The sequence below is a fragment of the Mycobacterium sp. SA01 genome, from assembly GCF_041287105.1.
GTDB lineage: Bacteria > Actinomycetota > Actinomycetes > Mycobacteriales > Mycobacteriaceae > Mycobacterium.
Map to the genome: position 1 here is coordinate 267,983 of NZ_JBGGNO010000017.1, position 22,938 is coordinate 290,920.

Annotated in this window: 27 protein-coding genes; 15 read left to right on the top strand and 12 right to left on the bottom strand. The window is 67.5% G+C overall.

The window, feature by feature from the left end; genetic code table 11:
* The first annotated feature begins 8 nt into the window (after window positions 1-8).
* A complete protein-coding gene (locus AB4879_RS11440; protein WP_370507670.1) occupies window positions 9-401 on the top strand; it encodes a nuclear transport factor 2 family protein in 393 nt (130 codons plus the stop codon).
* Between the two features lie 6 nt (window positions 402-407).
* Here AB4879_RS11440 and AB4879_RS11445 read toward each other — a convergent pair whose 3' ends face one another.
* Complete coding sequence (locus AB4879_RS11445; protein WP_370507888.1) at window positions 408-1,679, bottom strand: M18 family aminopeptidase; 1,272 nt, start codon at window positions 1,677-1,679, stop codon at window positions 408-410.
* Window positions 1,680-1,721: 42 nt separating this feature from the next.
* On the opposite strand from AB4879_RS11445, the gene AB4879_RS11450 reads away from it, so the two are divergent.
* Window positions 1,722-2,744: a Dyp-type peroxidase gene (locus AB4879_RS11450; protein WP_370507671.1), complete on the top strand. Its 1,023-nt coding sequence runs from the start codon at window positions 1,722-1,724 to the stop codon at window positions 2,742-2,744.
* The gene (locus AB4879_RS11455; RefSeq protein ID WP_102808194.1) at window positions 2,744-3,541 is read left to right on the top strand and encodes a family 1 encapsulin nanocompartment shell protein; all 798 of its coding nucleotides are present in this window, start codon (window positions 2,744-2,746) and stop codon (window positions 3,539-3,541) included. The genes AB4879_RS11450 and AB4879_RS11455 overlap by 1 nt, the downstream gene beginning before the upstream one ends.
* Here AB4879_RS11455 and purQ read toward each other — a convergent pair.
* Genes purQ through AB4879_RS11470 form a run of 3 tightly spaced genes read right to left on the bottom strand, consistent with a single transcriptional unit; the run spans window position 3,538 to window position 5,183 of the window.
* Window positions 3,538-4,215: a phosphoribosylformylglycinamidine synthase subunit PurQ gene (gene purQ, locus AB4879_RS11460; protein WP_370507672.1), complete on the bottom strand. Its 678-nt coding sequence runs from the start codon at window positions 4,213-4,215 to the stop codon at window positions 3,538-3,540. The genes AB4879_RS11455 and purQ overlap by 4 nt on opposite strands.
* Window positions 4,212-4,451 carry a phosphoribosylformylglycinamidine synthase subunit PurS gene (purS, locus tag AB4879_RS11465; protein WP_102808192.1) on the bottom strand — a complete coding sequence of 80 codons (240 nt, stop codon included), beginning with the start codon at window positions 4,449-4,451 and terminating at the stop codon, window positions 4,212-4,214. Before purS ends, purQ begins: the two co-directional genes overlap by 4 nt.
* A 54-nt stretch (window positions 4,452-4,505) precedes the next feature.
* Complete coding sequence (locus tag AB4879_RS11470) at window positions 4,506-5,183, bottom strand: ATPase (RefSeq protein WP_370507673.1); 678 nt, start codon at window positions 5,181-5,183, stop codon at window positions 4,506-4,508.
* Window positions 5,184-5,193: 10 nt separating this feature from the next.
* Between AB4879_RS11470 and AB4879_RS11475 the strand changes: the two genes are divergently transcribed.
* The 3 genes from AB4879_RS11475 to AB4879_RS11485 are packed head-to-tail and all read left to right on the top strand — an operon-like array spanning window position 5,194 to window position 7,032.
* Complete coding sequence (locus AB4879_RS11475) at window positions 5,194-5,832, top strand: MBL fold metallo-hydrolase (protein ID WP_370507674.1); 639 nt, start codon at window positions 5,194-5,196, stop codon at window positions 5,830-5,832.
* Between the two features lie 33 nt (window positions 5,833-5,865).
* Window positions 5,866-6,207, top strand: coding sequence for a hypothetical protein (locus tag AB4879_RS11480; protein ID WP_370507675.1), 342 nt, complete (start codon window positions 5,866-5,868; stop codon window positions 6,205-6,207).
* Window positions 6,208-6,225: 18 nt separating this feature from the next.
* A complete protein-coding gene (locus tag AB4879_RS11485; protein WP_370507676.1) occupies window positions 6,226-7,032 on the top strand; it encodes an SDR family oxidoreductase in 807 nt (268 codons plus the stop codon).
* On the opposite strand, the gene AB4879_RS11490 is transcribed toward AB4879_RS11485, so the two are convergent.
* The 4 genes from AB4879_RS11490 to AB4879_RS11505 all read right to left on the bottom strand — a co-directional run bounded on the left by AB4879_RS11490 (window position 7,033) and on the right by AB4879_RS11505 (window position 11,307).
* Window positions 7,033-7,737: a DUF2334 domain-containing protein gene (locus AB4879_RS11490; protein ID WP_370507677.1), complete on the bottom strand. Its 705-nt coding sequence runs from the start codon at window positions 7,735-7,737 to the stop codon at window positions 7,033-7,035. It abuts the gene before it with no gap.
* Window positions 7,738-7,805: 68 nt separating this feature from the next.
* Window positions 7,806-8,294, bottom strand: a complete 489-nt coding sequence (locus AB4879_RS11495) for a glutathione peroxidase (protein WP_370507678.1) — start codon at window positions 8,292-8,294, stop codon at window positions 7,806-7,808.
* Entirely contained in the window at window positions 8,291-10,402 is a 2,112-nt protein-coding gene (locus AB4879_RS11500) for a S9 family peptidase (RefSeq protein WP_370507679.1), read from the bottom strand. Before AB4879_RS11500 ends, AB4879_RS11495 begins: the two co-directional genes overlap by 4 nt.
* Window positions 10,399-11,307, bottom strand: coding sequence for a phosphoribosylaminoimidazolesuccinocarboxamide synthase (locus AB4879_RS11505; RefSeq protein WP_370507680.1), 909 nt, complete (start codon window positions 11,305-11,307; stop codon window positions 10,399-10,401). Before AB4879_RS11505 ends, AB4879_RS11500 begins: the two co-directional genes overlap by 4 nt.
* A 51-nt stretch (window positions 11,308-11,358) precedes the next feature.
* Here AB4879_RS11505 and AB4879_RS11510 point away from each other — a divergent pair, with 51 nt between their 5' ends.
* The 8 genes from AB4879_RS11510 to AB4879_RS11545 all read left to right on the top strand — a co-directional run bounded on the left by AB4879_RS11510 (window position 11,359) and on the right by AB4879_RS11545 (window position 17,853).
* Window positions 11,359-11,997 (top strand): hypothetical protein, encoded by a 639-nt coding sequence (locus tag AB4879_RS11510; protein ID WP_102808184.1) that lies wholly within the window; start codon window positions 11,359-11,361, stop codon window positions 11,995-11,997.
* A gap of 75 nt (window positions 11,998-12,072) precedes the next feature.
* Window positions 12,073-12,933, top strand: a complete 861-nt coding sequence (locus AB4879_RS11515) for a DUF559 domain-containing protein (RefSeq protein ID WP_370507681.1) — start codon at window positions 12,073-12,075, stop codon at window positions 12,931-12,933.
* Between the two features lie 104 nt (window positions 12,934-13,037).
* The gene (locus AB4879_RS11520) at window positions 13,038-14,393 is read left to right on the top strand and encodes an SRPBCC family protein (protein WP_370507682.1); all 1,356 of its coding nucleotides are present in this window, start codon (window positions 13,038-13,040) and stop codon (window positions 14,391-14,393) included.
* Window positions 14,390-14,917, top strand: a complete 528-nt coding sequence (locus AB4879_RS11525; protein WP_370507889.1) for a hypothetical protein — start codon at window positions 14,390-14,392, stop codon at window positions 14,915-14,917. Before AB4879_RS11520 ends, AB4879_RS11525 begins: the two co-directional genes overlap by 4 nt.
* The gene (locus AB4879_RS11530; RefSeq protein ID WP_370507683.1) at window positions 14,917-15,342 is read left to right on the top strand and encodes a hypothetical protein; all 426 of its coding nucleotides are present in this window, start codon (window positions 14,917-14,919) and stop codon (window positions 15,340-15,342) included. Before AB4879_RS11525 ends, AB4879_RS11530 begins: the two co-directional genes overlap by 1 nt.
* A 14-nt stretch (window positions 15,343-15,356) precedes the next feature.
* Window positions 15,357-15,548: a ferredoxin gene (locus AB4879_RS11535; RefSeq protein ID WP_102808179.1), complete on the top strand. Its 192-nt coding sequence runs from the start codon at window positions 15,357-15,359 to the stop codon at window positions 15,546-15,548.
* Entirely contained in the window at window positions 15,548-17,110 is a 1,563-nt protein-coding gene (locus tag AB4879_RS11540) for a GMC family oxidoreductase (RefSeq protein ID WP_370507684.1), read from the top strand. Before AB4879_RS11535 ends, AB4879_RS11540 begins: the two co-directional genes overlap by 1 nt.
* Entirely contained in the window at window positions 17,107-17,853 is a 747-nt protein-coding gene (locus tag AB4879_RS11545; protein ID WP_370507685.1) for an amidohydrolase family protein, read from the top strand. Before AB4879_RS11540 ends, AB4879_RS11545 begins: the two co-directional genes overlap by 4 nt.
* Here AB4879_RS11545 and AB4879_RS11550 read toward each other — a convergent pair.
* Window positions 17,841-18,494 carry a TetR/AcrR family transcriptional regulator gene (locus AB4879_RS11550; protein WP_370507686.1) on the bottom strand — a complete coding sequence of 218 codons (654 nt, stop codon included), beginning with the start codon at window positions 18,492-18,494 and terminating at the stop codon, window positions 17,841-17,843. The two genes, AB4879_RS11545 and AB4879_RS11550, sit on opposite strands and share 13 nt — an antisense overlap.
* A 51-nt stretch (window positions 18,495-18,545) precedes the next feature.
* On the opposite strand from AB4879_RS11550, the gene AB4879_RS11555 reads away from it, so the two are divergent.
* The gene (locus AB4879_RS11555; RefSeq protein WP_370507687.1) at window positions 18,546-19,367 is read left to right on the top strand and encodes a mycofactocin-coupled SDR family oxidoreductase; all 822 of its coding nucleotides are present in this window, start codon (window positions 18,546-18,548) and stop codon (window positions 19,365-19,367) included.
* On the opposite strand, the gene AB4879_RS11560 is transcribed toward AB4879_RS11555, so the two are convergent.
* From AB4879_RS11560 to purB, 3 genes are read right to left on the bottom strand one after another with little or no spacing between them, the layout of a single operon-like run.
* Window positions 19,335-20,276, bottom strand: coding sequence for a tellurite resistance/C4-dicarboxylate transporter family protein (locus tag AB4879_RS11560; protein ID WP_370507688.1), 942 nt, complete (start codon window positions 20,274-20,276; stop codon window positions 19,335-19,337). The genes AB4879_RS11555 and AB4879_RS11560 overlap by 33 nt on opposite strands.
* A 1-nt stretch (window position 20,277) precedes the next feature.
* A complete protein-coding gene (locus AB4879_RS11565) occupies window positions 20,278-21,504 on the bottom strand; it encodes a cytochrome P450 (RefSeq protein WP_370507689.1) in 1,227 nt (408 codons plus the stop codon).
* A 4-nt stretch (window positions 21,505-21,508) separates the two neighbouring features.
* A complete protein-coding gene (gene purB, locus AB4879_RS11570) occupies window positions 21,509-22,927 on the bottom strand; it encodes an adenylosuccinate lyase (protein WP_370507690.1) in 1,419 nt (472 codons plus the stop codon).
* Window positions 22,928-22,938 lie beyond the last annotated feature (11 nt).

Consider the following 22,938-nt stretch of genomic DNA (forward strand, 5'->3'; position numbering starts at 1 on the left):
GGCCGACCATGACCGATATCCAGACCACGCACACGTTCAGCGCGCAGATGTGGGCCGCCTTCTGGGCCGCGCCCGAGTTGTCAGCAGGCCAGGACATCCTGGCCGACGACATCGTCGGATACTGGCCCGGACACCCCGAACCGGTTCGGGGCCTCGACGGCTACACCCAGAAGATCGCCGATCTCCTGACGGCCTACCCCGACCTGCGGCTCGAATTGATCGACAGCGCAACGGTTCCCGGCGACTCGGCAAACGAGGAGCTGGTGTTCCTGCATTACGTCGGAACGGCGACAGGTCCAGGCGGGCCGTTCCGCATCCGTGGCATCGACCGGGTGCGCACCCGCGACGGCATCGTGGTGGAGAACGTCATCCGCTACGACCCGGCCGAGTTCCCCGGCTGAGCGCAGCTACCGCGGTGCCAGAAATGCTTGCAGCGCAGCGGCATACGCGATGATGTCGGCCGCACCCATCAGTTCGCGGGCTGAGTGCATGGCCAGCTGGGCCGCCCCGACGTCCACGGTGGGGATGCCGGTGCGCGCCGACGTCATGGGCCCGATCGTCGAGCCGCACGGCAGGTCGGCGCGGTGCTCGTAGCGCTGCAGCGGCACACCCGCCTGCCGGCAGGCCAGTTCGAACGCGGCCGCGGTCCGGCCGTCGGTGGCGTAGCGCAGGTTCGGTTGCACCTTGAGCACCGGGCCGCCGTCGACGGCGATCAGGTGACCGGGTTCGTGCCGGTCGGGGTAGTTGGGATGGGTCGCGTGCGCCATGTCACCGGAGGCCACCATGGACGCGGTGAGCGTGCGCAGGAAATCCTCGCGGTCACCACCGGCGGCCAGCACGATGCGTTCCAGCGTGGTCGGCAGCAAATCGGACTGGGCGCCGTGATCCGAGGTCGAGCCGACCTCCTCGTGGTCGAACAGTGCCAGCACCGGCAGGTAACCGTGCGGCTCGGCGGCCAGGAACGCCTCCAGCCCGGCGTAGCAGGTGCCCTGATTGTCCAGCCTGGGTGCGCTGACGAACTCGCCATCCGCACCAATGAGCGCCGACGGGGTCAGGTCGTGGGTCATCAGGTCGGCCGACAACAGGTCTGCCGGGTTCACCCCGGCGTGCTCGGCGACGTAGGACAGGAACGACCGTGGCGTGTCACCCAGCCCCCAGACCGCGTTCACGTGGCGTTGCGGATCGAGCTTGACCGCCGCGCGGTCTTCGGCGAGGTGGATGGCCAGCTGCGGCACCCGCAGGATCGGGGCGTCGATGCGCACCAGCCGGTGCGACACCCCACCGTCGGCGCCGCGGTCCCGTATCGAGAGCCGCCCGCTGATCCCGAGGTCGCGGTCCAGCCACGAGTTGAGCCACGCCCCGCCGTACGGTTCGAGCGCGACCACCTGCCAGCCGGCCACCACCCGGTCCGGATGCTGTTTGACGCGCAGGTTCGGGCTGTCGGTGTGGCCGCCGACGATGCGGAAGGGCCGATTGTCGCCTTCGCTGTTCCAGGCCACCAGCGAGCCGGCCCGCACCGTGAAGAACCGGCCGCCCCGGTCGGGCCACCGATCGGTTTCGGCCAGTTCGGTGTAGCCCGCGTCGCGTAGCCGCTGCGCCGCCGTCTGGCAGACGTGGACCGGCGACGGCGACGCGTCGATGAATTCGCACAATCCCCGCGCGCTGGCAGCTGTGGACATGATCACCATCATCGCCGACGTCATTTTCGTTAGGGTCAGACGGTGCCCACCCCGCTACCGCAACCGGTACTGGCTCCCCTGACACCTGCCGCCATCTTCCTGGTGGCCACGATCGACGACGGCGGCGAGGCCGCGGTGCACGACGCGCTGCCCGACCTCGCCGGGCTCGTCCGGGCGATCGGCTTTCGCGATCCGTCCAAGCACCTCTCGATGGTGACGTCGATCGGATCGCAGGCGTGGGATCGCCTGTTCACCGGGCCGCGTCCGAAGGATCTGCACCCGTTCGTCGAGCTGCACGGCGCCCGCCACCACGCCCCGTCCACTCCGGGTGACCTGTTGTTCCACATCCGCGCCGAGGTGCTCGACGTCTGCTTCGAGCTGGCCGGCCGGGTCGCCAAGGCGATGGCGGGGGCGATCACGATCGTCGACGAGGTGCACGGCTTCAAGTTCTTCGACAACCGCGATCTGCTCGGCTTCGTCGACGGCACCGAGAATCCGGACGGTCCGGTTGCGGTGAGCGCCAGCCAAATCGGGGACGAGGACCCGGATTTCGCCGGCGGCTGTTACGTGCACGTGCAGAAGTACCTGCACGACATGGCGTCGTGGGAATCGCTGTCGGTGACCGAACAGGAACGCGTCATCGGACGTTCCAAACTCGAGGACATCGAGATGGACGACGACGTGAAGCCGGCCAACTCCCACATCGCGCTCAACGTCATCGAGGACGCCGATGGCAACGAGCTCAAGATCCTGCGGCACAACATGCCGTTCGGGGAGATCGGCAAAGCCGAGTTCGGCACGTACTACATCGGCTATTCGCGCTCCCCGGCCGTCACCGAGAAGATGTTGGAGAACATGTTCATCGGCGACCCGCCCGGGAACACCGACCGGATCCTGGATTTCTCCACCCCCGTCACCGGCACCCTGTTCTTCACCCCCCTCACCGATTTCCTCAACGATCCGCCGCCGATGCCGGGCTTCGGCGACGTCGACACAGCTCCCCCGGCACCCGCCCCCACCTCCGACGGCTCATTGGCGATCGGCAGCCTGAAAGGACAGTCCTGATGAACAACCTCTACCGCGAGCTCGCTCCGATCACCGAATCGGCTTGGAGCGAAATCGAATTGGAGGCCAGCCGGACGTTCAAGCGGCATATCGCCGGTCGTCGGGTCGTCGACGTCAGTGAGCCGGGCGGTCCGGTGACGGCCGCGGTGAGCACCGGTCATCTGCGCGACGTGGCAGCGCCGGCCGACGGCGTGCTGGCGCACCTTCGGGAATCCAAGCCGTTGGTTCGGCTGCGGGTGCCGTTCACGGTGTCGCGCACCGCAATCGACGACGTGGAGCGCGGCGCGCAGGACTCGGACTGGGATCCGGTCAAGGCCGCGGCCAAGAAGCTGGCGTTCATCGAGGACCGTGCGATCTTCGAGGGGTACGCCGACGCGTCGATCGACGGCATCCGGACGTGCAGCTCCAACCCGGCGCTGGCCCTGCCGGAGGACGCCCGCGAGTACCCCGACGTCTTCGCCCAGGCCCTGTCTGAGCTGCGGCTGGCCGGTGTGGACGGTCCGTACTCGGTGCTGCTGTCCGCCGACGCCTACACCAAGGTCAGCGAGACCACCGAGCACGGCTATCCGATCCGCGAGCACCTCAACCGGCTGGTGGATGGCGAGATCATCTGGGCGCCCGCGATCGACGGCGCGTTCCTGCTGAGCACCCGCGGCGGCGATTTCGACCTGCAGCTGGGCACCGATGTGGCGATCGGCTACCTGAGCCATGACGCGGAGACGGTCCAGTTGTACCTGGAGGAGACGCTGACGTTCCTGTGCTACACCGCTGAGGCGTCGGTCGCGCTGACCGCCTAGCTGGCCGCCAGCACCGCGTCCAGCGCGGAGTAGAAGATGCCGAGCCCGTCGTCGGACGGGCCGGTCAGCGCTTCGGTGGCGTGTTCGGGGTGCGGCATAAGCCCGACGACCCGGCCGTTGGCGGAGCTGATCCCGGCGATGTCGCGCATCGAGCCGTTGAGGTTCTCGGCGTAGCGGAACACCACCCGGCCTTCGCCTTCGAGTTCGTCGAGCACAGCCTCGCCGGCCACGTAGCGGCCCTCGCCGGACTTCAGCGGGACCAGCAGTTCGGCGCCGGATTCGTACCGCGACGTCCATGCACTGGTGATCGAATCCACCCGCAGCCAGACGTCGCGGCAGATGAAGTGCAGCCCGGCGTTGCGGGTCAGCGCGCCGGGCAGCAGTCCGGCTTCGCAGAGCACCTGGAAGCCGTTGCAGATGCCGAGCACCGGCAGACCGGCCTTGGCGGCGGTGATCACCTCGCCCATCACCGGCGCGAACTTCGCGATCGCACCGCAGCGCAGGTAGTCGCCGTAGGAGAAGCCGCCCGGCACCACCACGGCGTCGACGCCCTTGAGGTCGGCGTCGCCGTGCCAGAGGCTTACCGCCTCGGCGCCGGCGAGCCGCACGGCGCGGGCGGCGTCGACGTCGTCGAGCGTGCCGGGGAAGGTGATGACCCCGATCCGGGCGCTCACCCTTGTTCCCGGGTGACCGACCAGTCCTCGATCACGGTGTTCGCCAGCAGCGATTCGGCGATCTCCGCGAGCGCCGAGTCGCTGATCGAATCGTCGACCTCGAGCTCGAATCGCTTGCCCTGGCGGACATCCGAGATGCCGGTGTGTCCCAGCCGGCCCAGTGCGCCGACGATCGCCTGACCTTGCGGGTCGAGGATCTCGGCTTTGGGCATCACGTTGACCACTACTCGGGCCACAGGCGCTCCTGCTGACGTCGGCGAATGTTGCGGTGTAACTCTACCGGCGGCTCATCAGCAGGACCCGATGTAGGCGGTGCACAGCGGCGCGCCGAGGGCGTCGAGCAGGTTGTCGTCGCTGGCCATCGGCCATGGGGTCTGCGGCGGTGCGGTTGACCACATCGCCAGCTCGGTCACCGTGCTGTTCGCCGGATTGGCCACCACGTACTGGCGCAGGATCACCGGACCGCTGATCACCGCGGCCATCCGGTCGGGCTCGTTGACGGTCAGCGACGGCGACGCTGTCGGGTTGGTGCGCTGGCAGGACCGCAGCGCGGCGACCGCGGCGTGGAAGACGTCCTGCGCCAGTTGGCCGCCGCGCCAGGTCTCTCCTCGCCAGTGCATCACCTGTGCCTGCAGCTGCCATTGGCCGTCCGGGTTGACGACGGAGGCGCGTTCGGCGACGGCGTAGGCGCGTGGGTCCTGGGCCACCGGCGGTGTTCGGCACAGCTCCTCGAACCGGAACCGGGGTGCGACGGCGGTGACCGCCACCCCGGCCAGCCGGGGCCAGGTGTAGCGGGCGTTGAGCGGTATCGCCCAGGGGGCTATCCATGCCGCGTCCGGAATGCGGTCGCAGTTGGGCGGGCAGGTGTCGGGATCGGCGGCAGCGTGCGGCGGGATGGCGAGCCCGCAGGCCACCAGCATCACCGCGATGACCAACCGCATGTATTCGACGCCTTCCAGTGCGCGCACAATCGTAAGCATGGAGCTGACGCATTTCGGGCATTCATGTCTTCTCGCCGAGTTCGACGGCGCCACCTTGCTGTTCGATCCGGGTAATTTCTCGCACGGCTTCGAGGGCGTGACCGGTCTGTCGGCGATCCTCATCACCCACCAGCATCCCGACCATGCCGACCGCGAACGGCTGCCTGCGCTGGTGGAAGCCAACCCGAACGCGGTGCTCTACGCCGATCCGGCGACCGCGGCCGAGCTCGGCGAACCCTGGCGCGCCGTGCAGGTCGGCGACGAGCTGAACGTGGCCGGGCTGACCATCCGCGGGGTGGGCGGGCGCCACGCCGTCATCCATCCGGAGATTCCGGTCATCGACAACATCTCGTATCTGGTCGGCGACGCCGAGCACCCGGCCCGGCTCATGCACCCCGGTGACGCGCTGTTCGTCCCCGGCGAGCCGGTGGATGTGCTGGCCACCCCGGCGGCCGCCCCGTGGATGAAGATCTCCGAGGCGGTGGACTATCTGCGGGCGGTCGCGCCGGAGCACGCGGTCCCGATCCATCAGGGGGTGGTGGCTCCGGAGGCGCGCGGCATCTACTACGGTCGGCTCACCGAGATGACCGACACGGATTTCCGGGTGCTGCCGGAAGAGAATTCGTTCCGATTCTGAGCGCACAAGGCGGACAGGCGAATTGACCAACTGATGTTCGACAGCTGGCGGGTGCGTCGACGCGGACAGCACTGTCAGGCGACCGTCGTGCACGCGCAGCAGGCCGCCAAGATCGCGACCAACGACTACCGCAAGTACCAATTCGTCGTCGACGTTCATCCGCCGGGCGCCGCACCGGTCCGCATCGAGATCACCGAGACGTTCACCGTCGGCGGATTGAAACCCGCGGTGGGCGACATCGTGGGGGTGCGATGGGACGCCACCTCGAACCGAGCCGTCTTCGACCTGGACGGTGACCCCCGCTACGACATCAAGGCGCTCCGCGCACAGCAGGACGCGCGGCGCAAAAACCTACTCGACCAGCCGCCGGATTAGAGACCCAGGGAGAAACTCATGAGCACAGCTGACCTGACCAGGCTGTTCGGACTGTCCGGCAAGACCGCGCTGGTCACCGGGGGCAGCAGCGGTATCGGGGTGATGATCTCCCGCGGCCTGCTGCAAGCCGGCGCCGAGGTGATCATCAGTTCGCGCAAGGCCGACAAGTGCGAGCAGGTGGTCGCCGAGCTGTCGCAGTTCGGCACCATCCGCGCCATCCCGGCCGACCTGTCCCGTCAGGACGAATGCAAGCGCCTGGCCGCCGAGGTCCTGGCCGGCACGGACAAGCTGGACATCCTGGTCAACAACGCCGGGGCGACGTGGGGCGAGCCGCTGGAATCGTTTCCGACCTCGGCTTGGGACAAGGTGCTCGACCTCAATGTGAAGTCGCCGTTCTGGCTGGTGCAGGAACTGGTCGGCGCGTTGCGCAATGCCGCGACTGCCGACGATCCCGCACGGGTGATCAACATCGGCAGCATCGACGGGATCCAGGTGCCGGTGATGAACACCTACTCGTACTCGGCCAGCAAGGCAGCCGTGCACCAGTTGACTCGCGTGCTGGCCAAAGAACTTGGCCCTCAGCACATCACGGTGAACGCGGTGGCACCGGGGCCGTTCCAGTCGAAGATGATGGCCGCCACGCTCGACGCGTTCGGGGACGCGATCGCGGCCTCGTCGCCGCTGGGGCGGATCGGCCGCGACGATGACATGGCCGGTATCGCGGTGTTCCTGGCCAGCCGGGCCGGGTCTTACATGAACGGGGCGATCATCCCGGTCGACGGCGGTATGGCTACCACGGCGAGCGGGTCCAGCTCACGCAGCTAATCAGGCTGCGGAAGCCGCGGGGGCGTCGGTTTCCCACCGGTACACCGTCGGCGTGCAGCCGTGCAGCAAGGCCAGATCGATCGCGTCGAGCATGGCCTGACGGGGCCCGACCTTGCGCAATTGCTTTGCGGTGACGGCCAATCGGACGATCCCGCCACGTCGCGCGGTGCGCTCCGCCGATAGCACCAGCGTCCGGCACCACCACGGCTCGGTGACGAACCCTTCGCCGATTCCGACCACCCGGGAGCGCGTTGTCGTACCGGTGACCAGGTCGGTGATGCCGTGCAAATCGACGAGCAGACGGAAGCCGTTGCGCGGCAAGGCCAGTGCCGTCCCGGCGGAGACCGTCCAGCCCGGCGCGGCGAACAGCCGACTCCGCAGACCGACGTGTTCGAGGACCCGATCGGCGCCCATGAGCCGCAGGTTCGCCTCGTGCGCGGGCAGCGCACCGAACTCGCCGCGGCGCTTCTTGGTGGCGGCGGCGTCGAATCCGTGCAGCACCACCACATCACCCCCGGATCGCCGGTCCGTCAGCCAGCCGATGGTGCGGGAGTCGGATTCCAGCCGGTACCCGTCCTTGAGCCGAGGGGCGACGAGCAGCGACAGCGGAACCGCGCGACTGTCGAGCGCGGCACAGAACTCGTCGACGTCGCCGCGCGTCCGATCGCTGATCCCGGACACCGACACGATGAGTTGTCCAGCCACCCTCGCAGTCTGGCAATTCCAGGTGTCCAGATGGTGTCTGTCACCTTGAGGTCAGGCGACCATTGGGGTCAGCCGGGAAGGACCGCCTCGATCGCGGCGATCACTTCGGGGGCGTCGGGCTCGGTCTGCGGCCGGAACCGGTTGACCACCGTTCCGCCCGGCGCGATCACGAACTTCTCGAAGTTCCACGCGATGTCGCCGGCCTTGCCGTCACCGTCGGCGACGGCGGTGAGCTCGGCGTACAGCGGGTGCCGGTCGTCGCCGTTGACGTCGGTCTTGGCCAACAGCGGGAACGTCACCCCGTAGGTGGTGGAGCAGAACGTCTGGATCTCCTCCGCGGTCCCCGGCTCCTGCCCCATGAACTGGTTGCAGGGCACCCCGATCACGGTCAGACCGCGATCACCGTAATCGCGGGCCAGCTTCTCCAGCGCCCCGTACTGCGGAGTGAGGCCACATTTGGACGCGACGTTGACCAGCAGGATCGCCCGGTCGGCGTAGTCGGCCAGCGAGGTGGCTTCGCCGTCGAGGGTGGTGAGCGGGATGTCGGTCAGACTCATGCCGGTGAGGTTACCTCGTGCTGTTCGGCGCCTGCGGTGGCCAGCAGCCAGGAGTACTGGAACGCCGCTTCCTTCCACCGCTCGTAGCGGCCGCTGATGCCACCGTGACCCGCGGCCATCTGCGTCTTCAGCAGCACCGGATGCTCGTCGGTCTTGGTGTGCCGAAGCGCGGCAACCCACTTCGCGGGTTCGACGTAGAGAACGCGGGTGTCGTTGAGCGATGTCATCGCCAGGATCGCCGGGTATTCCTTGGCTTCGACGTTCTCGTACGGCGAATAGGACTTCATGTAGAAGTAGACGTCCTTATTCTCCAACGGGTTTCCCCACTCGTCCCACTCGGTCACCGTCAGCGGCAGCGACGGGTCGAGGATCGAGGTGAGCGGGTCCACGAACGGCACCTGCGCGAGGATGCCGGCGAACAGGTGCGGCGCCAGGTTCGCCACCGCGCCCATCAGCAGACCGCCCGCGCTTCCGCCGAGCGCCACCAGATTCTGCGGCCTGGTCAACCCGGTGTCGACCAGATGCTGTGCGACCGCGATGAAGTCGGTGAATGTGTTGCGCTTCTGCAGCAGCTTGCCGTCCTCGTACCAGAGCCGGCCCATCTCGCCGCCACCGCGAATGTGGGCGACCGCGAAAACCATTCCCCGGTCGAGTAGCGACAGGCGCGCCACCGAGAATCGCGGATCTTCCGAAGACTCGTACGCGCCGTATCCGTACAACACTGTGGGAGCGGGGAATTCAATGCCCGCTTTGTGGACGATCGAAATCGGCACCCTGGTGCCGTCCTCGGCGATCGCCCAGTCGCGGCGCTCGACGTAGTCCTCGCTGCGGTAGCCCCCCAGCACCGGTTGCTCACGCAGCAGGGTGCGCTCACCGGTGGCGAGATCGAGGTCGTAGATGCGCAGCGGAGTCACGAACGAGGTGGTGCCCACCCGCAACTTGGCTGTCGACCAGTTGGGGTTGCCGGCCAGGCCCGCCGAGGCCAGCTCGGAGTCGAACGCGATCTCCTCAGGCGTTCCGTAGCCGTCGGCGCCGATGGGCCACAACTGAATCCGCGGCAACGCCTCCCGTCGGTAGCTGACCACCAGGTGGTCGGCGAAGGCGTCGACCCCGTCCAGCCGAACGTCGTCGCGCGCGGCGATCAGCGTGCGCTGGTCAGCCGGGTCGCTGACCGGTGCCTCCACCAGGGTGAAGTTGACCGCGCCGTCGTTGTGCAGGATCAGGAAGCGGTCCTCGCCCCCGATCACCGCGTGCTCCACCGAATACTCGATACCGTCGCGGCGCGGCAGCACCGAGGTGAACTCCGCGTTCGGGTCATCGGCGTCACCCACCCACACCTGGGAGGTGATCGCCGATCCAGCCGCGATGATCACGTACTTGTTGCTGCGGGTGCGGCCCATTCCGACCCAGAACCGTTCGTCCGGTTCGTGGAACACCTGCTCGTCGGGCTCGCCCGAGCCGAGCCGGTGCCGCCACACGGTGTCGGGCCGCCACGCCTCGTCGACGGTGGTGTAGTACACGGTGGCGTTGTCGGCCGCCCAGGTCACCCCGGACGAGATCCCGGCGATCTCGTCGGCGTACAGCTCACCGGTGCGTAAGTCCTTGAACCGCAGCGTGTATCGCTCGTCACCGACAGTGTCGACCGAATAGGCCAGCAGGTTGCCGTCGAGGCTCACGCTGCTCGCGCCGAGCGAGAAGAACTCGTGCCCGTCGGCTTCGGCGTTCTCGTCGAGCAGCACCTGCTCGCCGGGGACTGCGGTGTCCTCGTCGAACACCGGCGGGTCCCAGTCGTCTGGCCCGGCGACCGGGCAGCGGCAGTGTGCCCCGTACTGCTTGCCTTCGAAGCTGCGACCGTAGTACCACCAGTCACCGCGACGCGTCGGAATCGACATGTCGGTTTCCTTGGTCCGCGCCTTGATCTCGTCGAAGATCTTCTGCCGCAGCGGTTCCAGATGTGCGGTGGCCTCGTCGGCGTAGGCGTTCTCCGCTTCGAGGTGGGCGATGACCTCCGGATCGGCTTTTTCACGCAACCATTCGTAGGGGTCGACGAAGACGTCGTCGTGGAACACGCGCCGGGTGTCGACCCGCTTGGCGACGGGTGGGTTCATGCGCCTGCTCCGATCCAGTCGTTGAACGACAGCCCCGAAATGCGTTCGTATGCCTCAATGTAACGGGCGCGGGTGGCCTCGACGATCTCGTCCGGTAGCGGCGGTGGCGGCGCCGAACCGTAGCGGTCCCAACCTGATTCGGGACCGGTGAGCCAGTTGCGGACGAACTGCTTGTCGAAGCTGGGCTGCACCACACCGGCCTGGTAGGTGTCGGCCGGCCAATACCGCGACGAGTCGGGGGTGAAGACCTCGTCGGCCAGCACCACCCGGTCGTCGGCGTCCACGCCGAACTCGAACTTGGTGTCGGCGATGATGATGCCCTTCGTCAGCGCGTGGTCGGCGGCGTGCCGGTAGACCTGCAGCGTGCGCTCGCGAAGCTGGTTGGCGCGCACCGAGCCGACCAGCTCGACGGCCCGGTCGAACGAGATGTTCTCGTCATGCTCGCCGAGTTCGGCCTTGGTCGCCGGGGTGAACAGCGGCTCGTCGAACCTGCTCGCCTCGACCAGGCCCGGCGGCAGCGCGATTCCGCACACCGTGCCGTCGCGCTGATAGTCCAGCAGGCCAGAGCCGGTCAGGTAGCCGCGGGCGACGCATTCGATCGGCACCATCTCCAGCTTGCGCACCACGAGAGCGCGACCGAGCACGTCGGCGGGGATCCGCGGGTCGTCGGGCGGGCCGGCCAGATGGTTGGGCACCTGGATCTGCTCCGAGATGAAATCGAAGAAGAACACGCTCATCGCGGTGAGGATGCGGCCCTTGTCGGGAATCAGGCTGTCCAGGATGAAGTCGTAGGCCGAGATCCGGTCGCTGGCGACGAACAACAGGTGTTCGTCGTCGATCCGGTAGATCTCGCGGACTTTTCCGCTGGCCAGATGTTGATAGTCGCTCAGGGCGGGGCGGGACACCGCGTCAGCCTAACGGCCGCTGACTTGGCGCGACTGTGCTGGGATCGAGCCATGAGATCGCGGTTCCTGCCCTACGCCACCACCCCCGGCCGGTTGCTGGTGCAGTTGGTCAGCGACCTGCTGGTCGCATCATGGATCACCGTGTGGGTGGTGGTCGGGCTGGCGGTGCACACCGCTGTCACGACGATCGCCGACGTCGGCCGCCAGGTCAAAGACGGTGCCACCGGCATCTCGGACAACCTGCATTCCGCCGGTGACAGTGCGCACAAGATCCCGTTGGTCGGCGACACCGTCGCCAAGCCGCTACGGGCCGCCAGTGAGGCCGCCCTCGATGTCGCGGGCGCGGGCCACAGCCTGGACACCACGGCCAGTTGGCTGGCGGTGGTGCTGGCGTTCGCGGTGGCGGCTCCCCCGGTCCTCGCCGTCGGTATGCCGTGGTTGTTTCTGCGGATCCGGTTCTTCCGCCGCAAGTGGACGGTCATCGCACTGGCCCGCACCCCCGCCGGCGAGCAGTTGCTGGCGTTGCGCGCCCTGGCCAACCGGCCGCTGCGCAAGCTCACCGAGGTGAGCTTCGACCCGGTCGGCGCCTGGCGGCGCGAGGACCCGTATGCGATCCGCGGCCTGGCCACCCTCGAACTGCGCTCCGCAGGTGTGGCCGCCCCGCGCTATTGGCGGAATCCGGCGCGCTGACCGGGCCTGCACCCCGGTTAGCGCGCCCGAGTTCGCTCAGGAACCGCCGCGGCGCGTACCGCGTCCAAATCTTGTGTGCTCGAGGATTACCTGCGCTGCCAGGACGGAGTGGTCACACTGGCTCAGGCGCGCCGGTCGGGGCTCAGCCAGGACGCGGTGCGACACCGGGTCGGCGCCGGGCTGTGGCGACGTTGCGGCCCCGGGGTGTACTTCGTGGACGACCGTCCGTTCACGGCCGCGGCACGCATTCGTGCCGCGGTGTGGAGTCGCGGGCCCCGCGCTGCCGCAAGCGGTTTGGCGGCCGGCTGGTGGCTGGGACTCTCGGCAGAGCCACCCGACCTCGTCGAGATCACGGTGCCGCGCAACAGCCACGGCCGCGCGGCCCCTGGGACACGCGTGCGGCGGCGGGATCTCGCCGAAGTCGACGTCACCGAGCACCGCGGGCTACGGGTCACCGCCCCGCCGCTGACCGCTCTGGAGGCAGCCGTCCGCCGCGGTGGCAGCCCGGCCATCATGGACACCGCTCTGCAGCGTCGCGTCGAACTCGCTGCGCTGAGGCGCGCACACGCCCGCAACCGTGGCCGGCACGGAGCCACCGCAAGCGGGCGGCTGCTCGACGCCGCCGGCGGCGGTGCGCGCTCCGAGGCCGAGCGACTGATCATCCGCCTCCTCAAGCGGACGGGCATCACCGGCTGGCGGGCGAACTACCCGGTTGACGGGTATGTCATCGATATCGCTTTCCCGGCTCAGCGGGTTGCCATCGAGATCGACGGTTGGGCTTTCCACAGCGATCAGGCCGCCTTTCAAAACGACCGGGTTCGACAGAATCGGCTCGCCCTGCAGGGCTGGCAGGTGCTGCGCTTCACCTGGCTGGACCTCACCCAGCAGCCAGACCGCGTCGTCGCGGAGATCCGCCGCGCGACTTCGGCGCGATAACCGGACCTGTACCCCCGTAACCGCGCCAAACCTTGACACCGCGCCTCGAGGGCCGCAGAGTAATTAATCAAATGATTGATTAATCTGCTCAGGGAGGCTCATCAATGACGTCTACAGCCCTGCCCGGCGAATGGGTCGACCACGCACCGGGACTCGACGAACTGGCGGGCAGCTTCGCGTCCCGGGTCTCCACGGATCGCTACCGATCGCGGGAGTACGCCGAACGCGAGCGTGCCGCGATCTGGATGAAGACGTGGCAGATCGCCGGCCGGGTGGACGACCTTCCCAAAGTCGGCGACTGGCTGGAGTACACGATCTACGACCAGTCCTTCCTGATCGTGCGGGGCAAGGACGAACACCTGCGCGGTTTCGTCAACGCCTGCCGGCACCGCGGCAATGCCATCTGCCAGGGTCGCACCGGCAACGCCAAGCGCGGCTTCCTGTGCCAATACCACCTGTGGTCCTACGACCTCGACGGCCGGCTCAAGGGACTGCTGCGGGAACAGAACGCCGGCGGCATCGACAAGAGCGACAACTCGCTGATCACAGTTCCGGTGGACACCTTCGGCGGCTTCATCTTCATCAACCCCGATCCCGGCGCCCAGCCGCTGGCGGAGTGGATCGGTGCGGAGGCGATGGCGACGCTACAGCCGTATCACCTCGAACTGATGTCGACGGTGATGAACGTCCGAGAAGCACTGGACTGCAACTGGAAGGTCGTGATGGACGCCTTCAACGAGGGTTATCACGTCAATGGAGTCCACCCACAATTGTTGGCGGTGCTCAATATTCAGCCCGAGACCACGCGCTACAAGTTCTTCGAGAACCACACCATCGCGATGGCCCCCTTCGACGTCGTGGGGGCCACCCCCGAAAAACAGGTCGAAGGCACGCTGTCACTGCCCGAGACCTTCCCGGGGACGGTCGCGGTGATCCCTCGATTCCAAGAACTCGTCGAGGAATACACCGCGGACGACGGCTCCATCGACTTCCCCGACGGGGTCACGGCGCGCACGCTGCTGCAGAAGGCCACCCGTGCGCACCTCACCGAGATGGGCTTGGACGTCAGCGGCCTGACCGACGCCCAGATGAGCGACAACCACGGCTGGTTCCTCTTCCCCAACTTCATGATGACCATCAGGGCCGGCGAGTGCCACGTGATCCTGGCGAGGCCGCACCCCGACGGGGACCCCAACCGGTGCATCTGGCATGTCGCGAGCTACATGTATCTGCCCAAGGAGATGGCCGACCAGTTCTCGGTGGACCTGACCGAGGTCGACGAACCAGGCAGTTACAAGTATTTCGAAGCGCTGCAACAGGATTACGAGCAGATGCAGCGTCAGCAGGCGGGGCTGCGCAACGAGAGACTCGATCACCTGATGTTGGTGAACGAAGAGGTCGTGGTCGCAAAGTTTCACGACACCATGGATCGATGGATGGCAGGAAAGGCAGCACAGTGAACCTCGAAGACCGAATCTCGCTGCACAATCGGATGGCCCGGGCCTACGGCGACGCCTACCTGCGCCAGGGTGTGCAGGACGGCGAACAGTTCGTCGAAGTCTGGAAGTTCCACCCGGACTGCATGTATGCCTCGCCGTACTTCACCGGCGACGAGGCGTTCAAACTCAGCGAGTTCCCGGAGGAATCCGCGCGCGCCTCGACCATGGAGGCCAAGGTCTATTCCCTGCGCTTCCCGGACTGGAAGCCCGTCGACTTCAAGCACTGGCCTGCCGACAACGGATTCGTGATGAAGACCCGCTGGCAGGGCACCAACAAAGACACCGGCGCCGTAATGGGTTTCTACTCTTACAGTTTCATCGACACCGACGACAACGGTGAAGTGGTGCGCTGGGAGACCCACGTCAACAGTGAGTACAGCGACTTCCTGGATGTCGCGATCGGTGTGCACGGACCGTTCCACGGAACCCACGAATACACCGATGCCTTGGATCGCCGGCTGGCCGAGGAGGGATTGACCGTCTGATGACGCTGTCGCAGACCGTGCTGGACTACAGCGCCCTGATGAAGCGTTTGGTCGACGAGGCCAAGCAGCCGGGCTTCAGCGCCGAGAGCTGGGCGCCGCTGGCTGAACTCATCGACACGCAGAACTTCGTCCGGGTGGGCAATTTCAAAGAGGTGATGAACTGGGGCGAGTACGTCGCGTTCCTGACCAACTGGGCGACATCGTCGGAGTGGGAGTCGGACTTCAAGCGGGTCACCGAGGCCGGCAACGTGGTGTTCCTCGAGCTCGAAGAGCGCAGCAGAATCGGCGATTTCAGTAACTCGGTCAACTCGGTGTCGGTCTACGAGTTCGACCAGAGCGCAAAGATCACCCGCATCGACGTATATCTCCAAATGGCACTGCCCGATCCCGATATGCTCGCCAGCTACGAAGGTGTCGAGATCTGACGGATAGGGAACCGATGAAGGCTTCGGTGGATCCGGACCGCTGCGCCGGCCACGGTGACTGCGTGTCGACGTGCCCGGACGTGTTCGCCTGGACCGCCGACGGCTACGCCGAAGTGGTGGTCGACGAGATACCGGCCCAGTACCAGGATCTCGTCGCCAAGGCCGTGCAGGACTGCCCCGAACACGCCATCAGCGCACAGGGCTAGTGGCCGCATTCGACTACGTCGTCATCGGCGCAGGGTCGGCAGGCTGTGCGGTGGCCGCGCGCCTGGCCGAAGGGAACGCACGCGTTGTGCTGCTGGAGGCCGGCGGTTCGGACCGGCGCCTGACGGTGCGGGCTCCGCTGGCCTTCGCCGCGCAGATGGGCGGGCCGACCGACTGGGACTACCGCACCGCACCGGAGCCCGCGTGCGACGGCCGGGTCATCCCTCAGCCCCGGGGCCGGGTGCTCGGCGGGACCAGCTCGATGAACGCGATGGTGTGGATCCGCGGCACCAGACTCGACTACGACGGCTGGGACATGCCCGGCTGGGAGTGGTCCGATGTGGAGCCGGTGTTCCGCCGTATCGAGTCGCACTATCTGGGCGGCCCGTCGCACGGGACCGCAGGCCCGGTCCGAATCACCCGGCTGGCGGAGCCCGACGTGACCTCCATTCGATGGGTGGACGCCGCCCGCGCCGCCGGCGTCAGCGACAACGAGGACATCGGCGGACCTGATCTCGACGGTTCGTCCATTGCGCCGGTGACGGTCTGGAAGGGGCAGCGCTGGAACACCGCTCGGGCGTATCTGCCCGCGGCGCGGCGTCGTCCGAATTTCAGCGTGGTGACGGGCGCGCTGGTGCACCGGGTGGTGATCCGCGACGGCCGCGCGGTGGCCGTGGAGTACGAACGCAAGGGCCAGCGGCATATGGTCTCCGCCGACCGCGAGATCGTTCTGTCGGCCGGGGCGTATGGAACGCCCCAGCTGCTGCAGCTCTCCGGCATCGGCGCGGCCGACCGCCTCAGCGCGGCAGGAATACCGCCTGTCGTCGAAAGCCCTCGGGTGGGAACCAACCTCACCGATCATCCGGCCGCCGCGATGAGCTGGGACGTCCAGCCCGGCTTCGTCGGCCTGTCGGACGCACAGAAGCCACAGTGGTTGCTGCGGTGGTTGTTTCGCCGCACCGGGAAGTTCACCAGCAATGCGATGGAGGCGATCGCGCAGGTCCGGTCCACGCCGGACCTGCCTGCCCCGGATTTTCAGCTGATCCACTCCCCCAGCTACGTCAACCTGATCGCGATGGAGCAAGAGCTTCGTCGTGCCTCGTCGGTGCTGCAGTCCTACTGGACACCGAGAAGCCGGGGCACAGTGCTGGTGCAGTCCGCGGATCCACATGTGCCGCCGGAGATTCGGCTCAACACCTTGGGCCACCCGGACGACGTGCAGGCGTTCATCCGCATCGTGCGACGCACCCGGGAGATCGTCGCCACCGAGCCGTTCGCCTCGGTGGTCACCGCCGAACTGCACCCCGGCCCGGACACCGCCACCGACGCCCAGATCGAGGCGTGGCTGCGTAGTTCGGTCGCCACCACCGGACACCCCGCCTGCTCGGCGGCGATGGGCACCGACGACGGCAGCGTATTGGACGAGACCCTGAAAGTGCGCGGCGTGACCGGCCTGCGGGTGGCCGACGCGTCGGTGTTCCCTCGTATCCCCCGGGCCAACACCAACGCACCGGCGATCATGGTCGGTGAGCGGTGCGCCGACTTCATCAAGGCCGGCGTGTGAGCATCTTCGATGCGCATTTCCACATCATCGATCCCCGGTTTCCGTTGGTGCCCAACAACGGCTACCTGCCTGCGGCGTTCACCGTCGCCGACTACCGCGAGCGTGTCGTCCCGCTCGACGTCAGCGGTGGTGCCGTGGTCAGTGGATCCTTCCAGGCCTTCGACCAGAGCTACCTGAAAGATGCTCTGGCACAACTTGGTCCGGGATTCGTCGGTGTCACCCAGATTCCCGGTGATAGCACCGACGACGAGATCATCGCACTGGACCGCGCCGGCGTGCGGGCCGTCCGGTTCAACCTGTACCGCGGCGGATCGGCGACACTCGGCGACGTCGACACTCTCGCCCGCCGCGTGCACGAGGTCGCCGGCTGGCATAGCGAGTTCTACCTCGATGCCGCCGATTTCACCGAACTGGCATCCATCCTGGCCGCCCTGCCCCGGATCAGCATCGACCACCTGGCCATGTCGGACGACACCGGCGGAGCGCTGCTGCGGCTGGTGGAATCCGGCGCCGTGGTGAAGGCCACCGGCTTCGGCCGGATCAGCGTCACCGACCCCGACGCCCTGATGCGCGACATCGTGACCGCGAATCCCGCCGCGCTGATCTTCGGCAGCGACCTACCCTCCACCCGGGCGGCAATTCCGTTCCAGGACAGCGATATCGAGCGGATAGCCGATGCCGTCGGCGCCGACCACATCGATGCGGTGCTGGCGACGAACGCGCAGAACTTCTACCGGCCCTGACCGAAGAGCTGGCCACGGAGCAGCTGTTTGAGCGCGGCCACCGTCGCGTGGTACTCCTCGGGCGGCGGTGTGCTGGCGGCGTATTCGTTCAGGCCCCGGAAGATCATGTACACCGCGTTGGCCGCGCTTTCCACGTCGACACCGCGGCCCAGCACCTTCTCGCGGGCGCCCTGGGAGAGGATGTCGCGGATCAGGTTGCGCAGCGCGACGAATCGGGTGTCGCTGTTCTCGGCGAGGTGCAGATGCTGCGGGCTCTCGGCGCGGATGGCCCGGTCGAAGGCGACGGCGAGCGGGTAGTCCTGCATCACCCGAACGCTCTCGTCAAGCACCGCCATCAGCTTGTCGATTGTCGCGGTGTTGTCTTCGGCGGCCTGCTCCAGCCGGGGCACGGCGATGGTCGCGACCTCGTCGAAGGTGGCCTTGACGAGTTCGGCCTTGTTCGGAAAGTAGTGATAGAGACTGCCGCTGGTCATGTTCGCCGCGCGGGCGATCTCTCGGATCGTCGTCCGCGAGTAGCCGACGGCCGCGACGCAGCGCATGGTCGCCTCGAGGATGCGCTGCCTCGTCTCCTCGCTGTTGGCGCCCACCGGCCGGCCGAGGAGCGAGGATGTGGCCGACGCTGCACCTTTGGGTTTCGCCATCGCTTCCAGAAGCTTCTCACAGTCGTGCGCCGATCGGTTAGAGTCCGCGTCGTGGCAGACCTCATCGACACCGTCGCAGTAGTCACCGGCGCAGCCCGCGGCCAGGGCCGCAGCCATGCCGTCGCGCTGGCCGCCGAGGGCGCCGACATCATCGCGATCGACCGCTGCGCCGACATCGACTCGATCCCCTACCCGCTGGCCACCAAGGAAGATCTCGACGAGACCGTCCGCCTCGTGGAGGCACAGGGCCGCCGCATCGTTCCGGTCGTCGCCGACGTGCGCGACCTCGACGCACTGCAGGCCGGGGTACGCGGCGGCGTGGACGCGCTCGGCGAGATCGACATCGTGGTGGCCAACGCCGGGGTGGTGGCGATCGGTCGCAAGGATCCGCTGGACACCGAGGTGTACCGCGACATCGTCGAGACCAACCTCACCGGGGTGTGGCACACCATCGTTGCCACCGTGCCCTCGATCATCCGCAAGGGCCGCGGCGGCTCGATCATCTTGACGAGCTCGGCGCAGGGCCTGGTCGGCAAGGGCGGCGACGGCAGCGCGGCGATGTTCGCCTATGCCGCGGCCAAGCACGGCGTCGTCGGATTGATGCGCTCCGCGGCCAATGCCTATGCCCAACACAACATCCGGGTCAACACAGTGCACCCCAGCGGGGTCGGCACCCCGATGATCCTCAACGACCACACGCTCAAGACGTTCCAGGAGAACCCCAACGGCGCCGCGCTCTCGGCCAATCTGCTGCCGGTCCCGTTCGTCGAAGCCGAGGACGTCACCAATGTGGTGGTCTTCCTGGCCGGCCCCAAGGCTCGCTACATCACCGGCGTCGCGCTACCGGTCGATGCCGGTCACGCGGTGATGTGACCGGAGGTAGCGCAGCCCGCCCGCGGTCAGAATGACCCACGCGGCCAACGCGACCCAGAAGAACACCAGCGAGATGGTGTGCAGTCCGCGCCACCCTGTTTCGGCGGCCATCGCGAACGTCGCCGCCGAGTACATGCCCAGCGGGAACACCATCGCCCACCACACCCCCCGGAACCCCCACGCACCGGGAACAGTGAAGCGCCGGATCCCGAAGTAGGCCAGCACCGGAATCCACAGCGTCGCAAGCGCCCAGGTGACCACGGTGGTCGTCACGACCACCTCCGAGGTCCAGATGCGGTGGATCCGATCACCGGCGAGGGTAGCGATCGCCAGGCCGCCCATCAGGATCCAGCCGTCAGGCTCGAACCCGCCGGGGTCCAGCCGCTCGTGGAAGGCCCGCCAGAGAATCAGCGCCGTCATCGCGGCGTACGCCAGCAGCGCCAGCACCCAGAACACCAGCGCACCGAACAGCCACTGCAGATCCGCGGACAGGATGGCCAGCCCCGAGGTGGCCACACTGGCCAGTTCCCACGCACCATGCGAACGGTCGCGCAACCCGAGCCAGCGGATCCGCCACATCCGCCGTACCACCAGCGGCGTCAGCGTGAGCCAGAACTGCAAGGCCAGACCGGCCAGGATCCACAGCACAGCGCGGTATTCGACCAGGCGCGCGCCGAGCACCGCACACGCCGCGACGTAGGTGAACAGCCGCAGCAGCACGTCCGGGTCGCCGAAGTCCGGTGCCGACCGCCGCCAGATGAGCGCGCACGCCACGACGAGTACCGGCAATGCAATCGCGGCGATCACTGCCAGCGCCAGGCTGATCCAGCGGTGGCCGTGATCGGCGGCAGCTATCGACACGATGCCGGTGGCCATCACCGCCGCGAACACGTCGGGCGGTGGCCGCATGTCAGCCGAGCTCGACGAAGAGATGCCGAATGCCGGTGTGCCGATTACTGCGGGCCCATTCGACCGGCTTGACCACGTGGATCTCGGCGAAGCGGGTCAGGAGTTCCTCGTAGAGCACCCGCAGCTCCAGCCGGGCCAGGTTGGCGCCCAGGCAGTAGTGCACACCCTGGCCGAACCCCAGGTGCGGGTTGCGTTTACGGCCCACGTCGAAGGAGTCGGGGTCCTCGAACACGGCGCCGTCGCGGTTGGCCGAACCCTCCCACACCAGCACCTTGTCACCCGCCCGGATCGAGCACCCTCCGAGCTCGGTGTCCCGGGTTGCGGTGCGCCGCTTGGACGGTGACGGAGAGGTCCACCGGACGATCTCCTCCACCGCGGTCGGCAACAGTTCGAGATCGTCCTTCAGCCGCCGGCGTTGATCAGGGTGCGCAGCCAACGCCAGCAGGCCGCCGGCGACCGCGTTGCGCGTGGTCTCCGCACCCGCGCTGAACAACAGGTTGAAGAACAGGTACAGCTCGATGTCGCTGAGCGACGGCGCATCCGGGTCGTCGACGGTGGCGTTGGCCACCACCGAGAGCATGTCGTCACCGGGCTCGGCGCGCTTCTTCGCGATCAGCTCGGAGCCGTAGGCATAGATCCGCGATCCCGCCTCCTCGATCGACATGGTGCCGATCTCGCCTTTGCGGGAATCCCCGAAGTCGAAGCTCGGTTCGATGGCCCGGAACAGCCAATGCCGTTCGCTCTCCGGCACTCCCAGCAGAATGCAGATCATCTGCATGGGCAACTCGGCGGCCACGTCCACCAGGAAATCGAAGGGCACCCCGGGCTCGACCGCGTCCAGCAGCGCGCGGGTGCGTTGGCGCAGGTCGTCCTCGACCCGGCCGATCATCCGCGGGGTCAGGCCCGAGCTGACCAGGCGCCGGATCCGGGTGTGGCGCGGGTCGTCCATCATGTTGAGCACCTGACCGGCGATCGACAGATCCTGCAGGAGTGTGCCGCCGAACGGCCGGTCTCCGCCGGTCACCGACGAGTAGGTGTCCTGATCTCGCAGCACGGCAAGGGTTTCCGGGTGGGTGGCCACCGACCAGAACCCTTCGCCGTCCGGTGTGTTGTCGGTCGGCGAGTGCCAGTACACCGGCGCGTCGCGGCGATGGATCGCGAACAAGTGGTGCGGGAAACCCTCGGCGAAGTTATCGAGGTCGGTGAAGTCGATGTCGCGCAGCAACATTGGTTTACAGGATCGCGCCGGGGGTGTACTTGGCCGCGTCGGGGTAGTCGCTGACCAGGTGGTCCACTGCGACGATCACCTGGTCAACCTGACTGCCCGCGGCCCCGGTGAACGCCGCCTTGTCGGCCAGCGCGGCGTCCAGCGCCGCCCGGTCCAGTGGCAGCCGCTCGTCGGCGGCCAACCGATCCAGCAGGTCGGGTTCGGCGCCCTTCTCCCGCATCGCGAGCGCGACGGCCACCGCATGTTCCTTGATGACCTCGTGCGCGGTCTCGCGGCCCACACCGGCCCGCACCGCCGCGATCAGCACCTTGGTGGTGGCCAGGAACGGCAGGTAGCGATCCAGTTCCCGCTGGATCACCGCGGGATAGGCGCCGAACTCGTCGAGCACCGTCAGGAACGTCTCGATCTGCCCGTCGATGGCGAAGAACGCGTCCGGCAGCGCCACCCGGCGCACCACCGAGCAGAAGACGTCGCCCTCATTCCATTGCGCGCCAGCGAGTTCCGCGGCCATCGACGCGTAGCCGCGCAGCACCACCTGCAGCCCGTTGACCCGCTCACAGCTGCGGGTGTTCATCTTGTGCGGCATCGCCGACGAGCCGACCTGTCCCGGCGCGAAGCCCTCGGTGACCAACTCGTGCCCGGCCATCAGCCGCACGGTGTGCGCGAACGACGACGGACCGGCACCCAGCTGAACCAGCGCCGAGACCACGTCGTGGTCCAGCGACCGCGGGTAGACCTGCCCGACGCTGGTGAAGACGGCGTTGAAGCCCAGGAATTCGGCGACCCGGCGCTCCAGTTCGGCCAACCGGACGGCGTCGCCGTCGAACAGGTCGAGCATGTCCTGGGCGGTGCCCATCGGGCCCTTGATGCCGCGCAGCGGATAGCGGTCGATCAGCTCACGAATCCGCTCCAGAGCGATCAGGGTCTCCTCGGCGGCCGACGCGAACCGCTTGCCCAGCGTGGTGGCCTGCGCGGCGACGTTGTGGCTGCGGCCGGCCATGACCACGTCGCGGTAGAGCACCGCGCGCTCGGCCAGCCGTGCCACCACCGCCACCCCGTGGGCGTGCACGAGTTCCAGCGAGCGGCGGATCTGCAGCTGCTCGACGTTCTCGGTGAGGTCGCGGCTGGTCATGCCCTTGTGCACGTGCTCATGTCCGGCCAGGGCATTGAATTCCTCGATGCGGGCCTTGACGTCGTGGCGGGTGACCCGTTCGCGCGCGGCGATCGACGCGAGGTCGACCTGATCGAGCACCCGTTCGTAGTCCTCGACCACGCGAGAGGGCACGTCCACGCCGAGTTCGGACTGGGCGCGCAGCACTGCCAGCCACAGCCGGCGTTCGGCGACGATCTTGGCTTCGGGCGACCAGATCGCGACCATGTCCGCGCTGGCGTAGCGGCCGGCCAGCACATTGGGGATTGTCACAAGCCCACAGC

Coding starts and splice junctions, on each gene's coding strand:
- AB4879_RS11550 (WP_370507686.1), bottom strand. CDS start 18,494: ATGGCGAAACCCAAAGGTGCAGCGTCGGCCACATCCTCGCTCCTCGGC.
- AB4879_RS11455 (WP_102808194.1), top strand. CDS start 2,744: ATGAACAACCTCTACCGCGAGCTCGCTCCGATCACCGAATCGGCTTGG.
- AB4879_RS11485 (WP_370507676.1), top strand. CDS start 6,226: ATGAGCACAGCTGACCTGACCAGGCTGTTCGGACTGTCCGGCAAGACC.
- AB4879_RS11535 (WP_102808179.1), top strand. CDS start 15,357: ATGAAGGCTTCGGTGGATCCGGACCGCTGCGCCGGCCACGGTGACTGC.
- AB4879_RS11530 (WP_370507683.1), top strand. CDS start 14,917: ATGACGCTGTCGCAGACCGTGCTGGACTACAGCGCCCTGATGAAGCGT.
- AB4879_RS11565 (WP_370507689.1), bottom strand. CDS start 21,504: ATGTTGCTGCGCGACATCGACTTCACCGACCTCGATAACTTCGCCGAG.
- AB4879_RS11500 (WP_370507679.1), bottom strand. CDS start 10,402: ATGAACCCACCCGTCGCCAAGCGGGTCGACACCCGGCGCGTGTTCCAC.
- AB4879_RS11510 (WP_102808184.1), top strand. CDS start 11,359: ATGAGATCGCGGTTCCTGCCCTACGCCACCACCCCCGGCCGGTTGCTG.
- AB4879_RS11475 (WP_370507674.1), top strand. CDS start 5,194: ATGGAGCTGACGCATTTCGGGCATTCATGTCTTCTCGCCGAGTTCGAC.
- AB4879_RS11440 (WP_370507670.1), top strand. CDS start 9: ATGACCGATATCCAGACCACGCACACGTTCAGCGCGCAGATGTGGGCC.
- AB4879_RS11560 (WP_370507688.1), bottom strand. CDS start 20,276: ATGCGGCCACCGCCCGACGTGTTCGCGGCGGTGATGGCCACCGGCATC.
- AB4879_RS11495 (WP_370507678.1), bottom strand. CDS start 8,294: ATGAGTCTGACCGACATCCCGCTCACCACCCTCGACGGCGAAGCCACC.
- AB4879_RS11520 (WP_370507682.1), top strand. CDS start 13,038: ATGACGTCTACAGCCCTGCCCGGCGAATGGGTCGACCACGCACCGGGA.
- AB4879_RS11445 (WP_370507888.1), bottom strand. CDS start 1,679: ATGTCCACAGCTGCCAGCGCGCGGGGATTGTGCGAATTCATCGACGCG.
- AB4879_RS11480 (WP_370507675.1), top strand. CDS start 5,866: ATGTTCGACAGCTGGCGGGTGCGTCGACGCGGACAGCACTGTCAGGCG.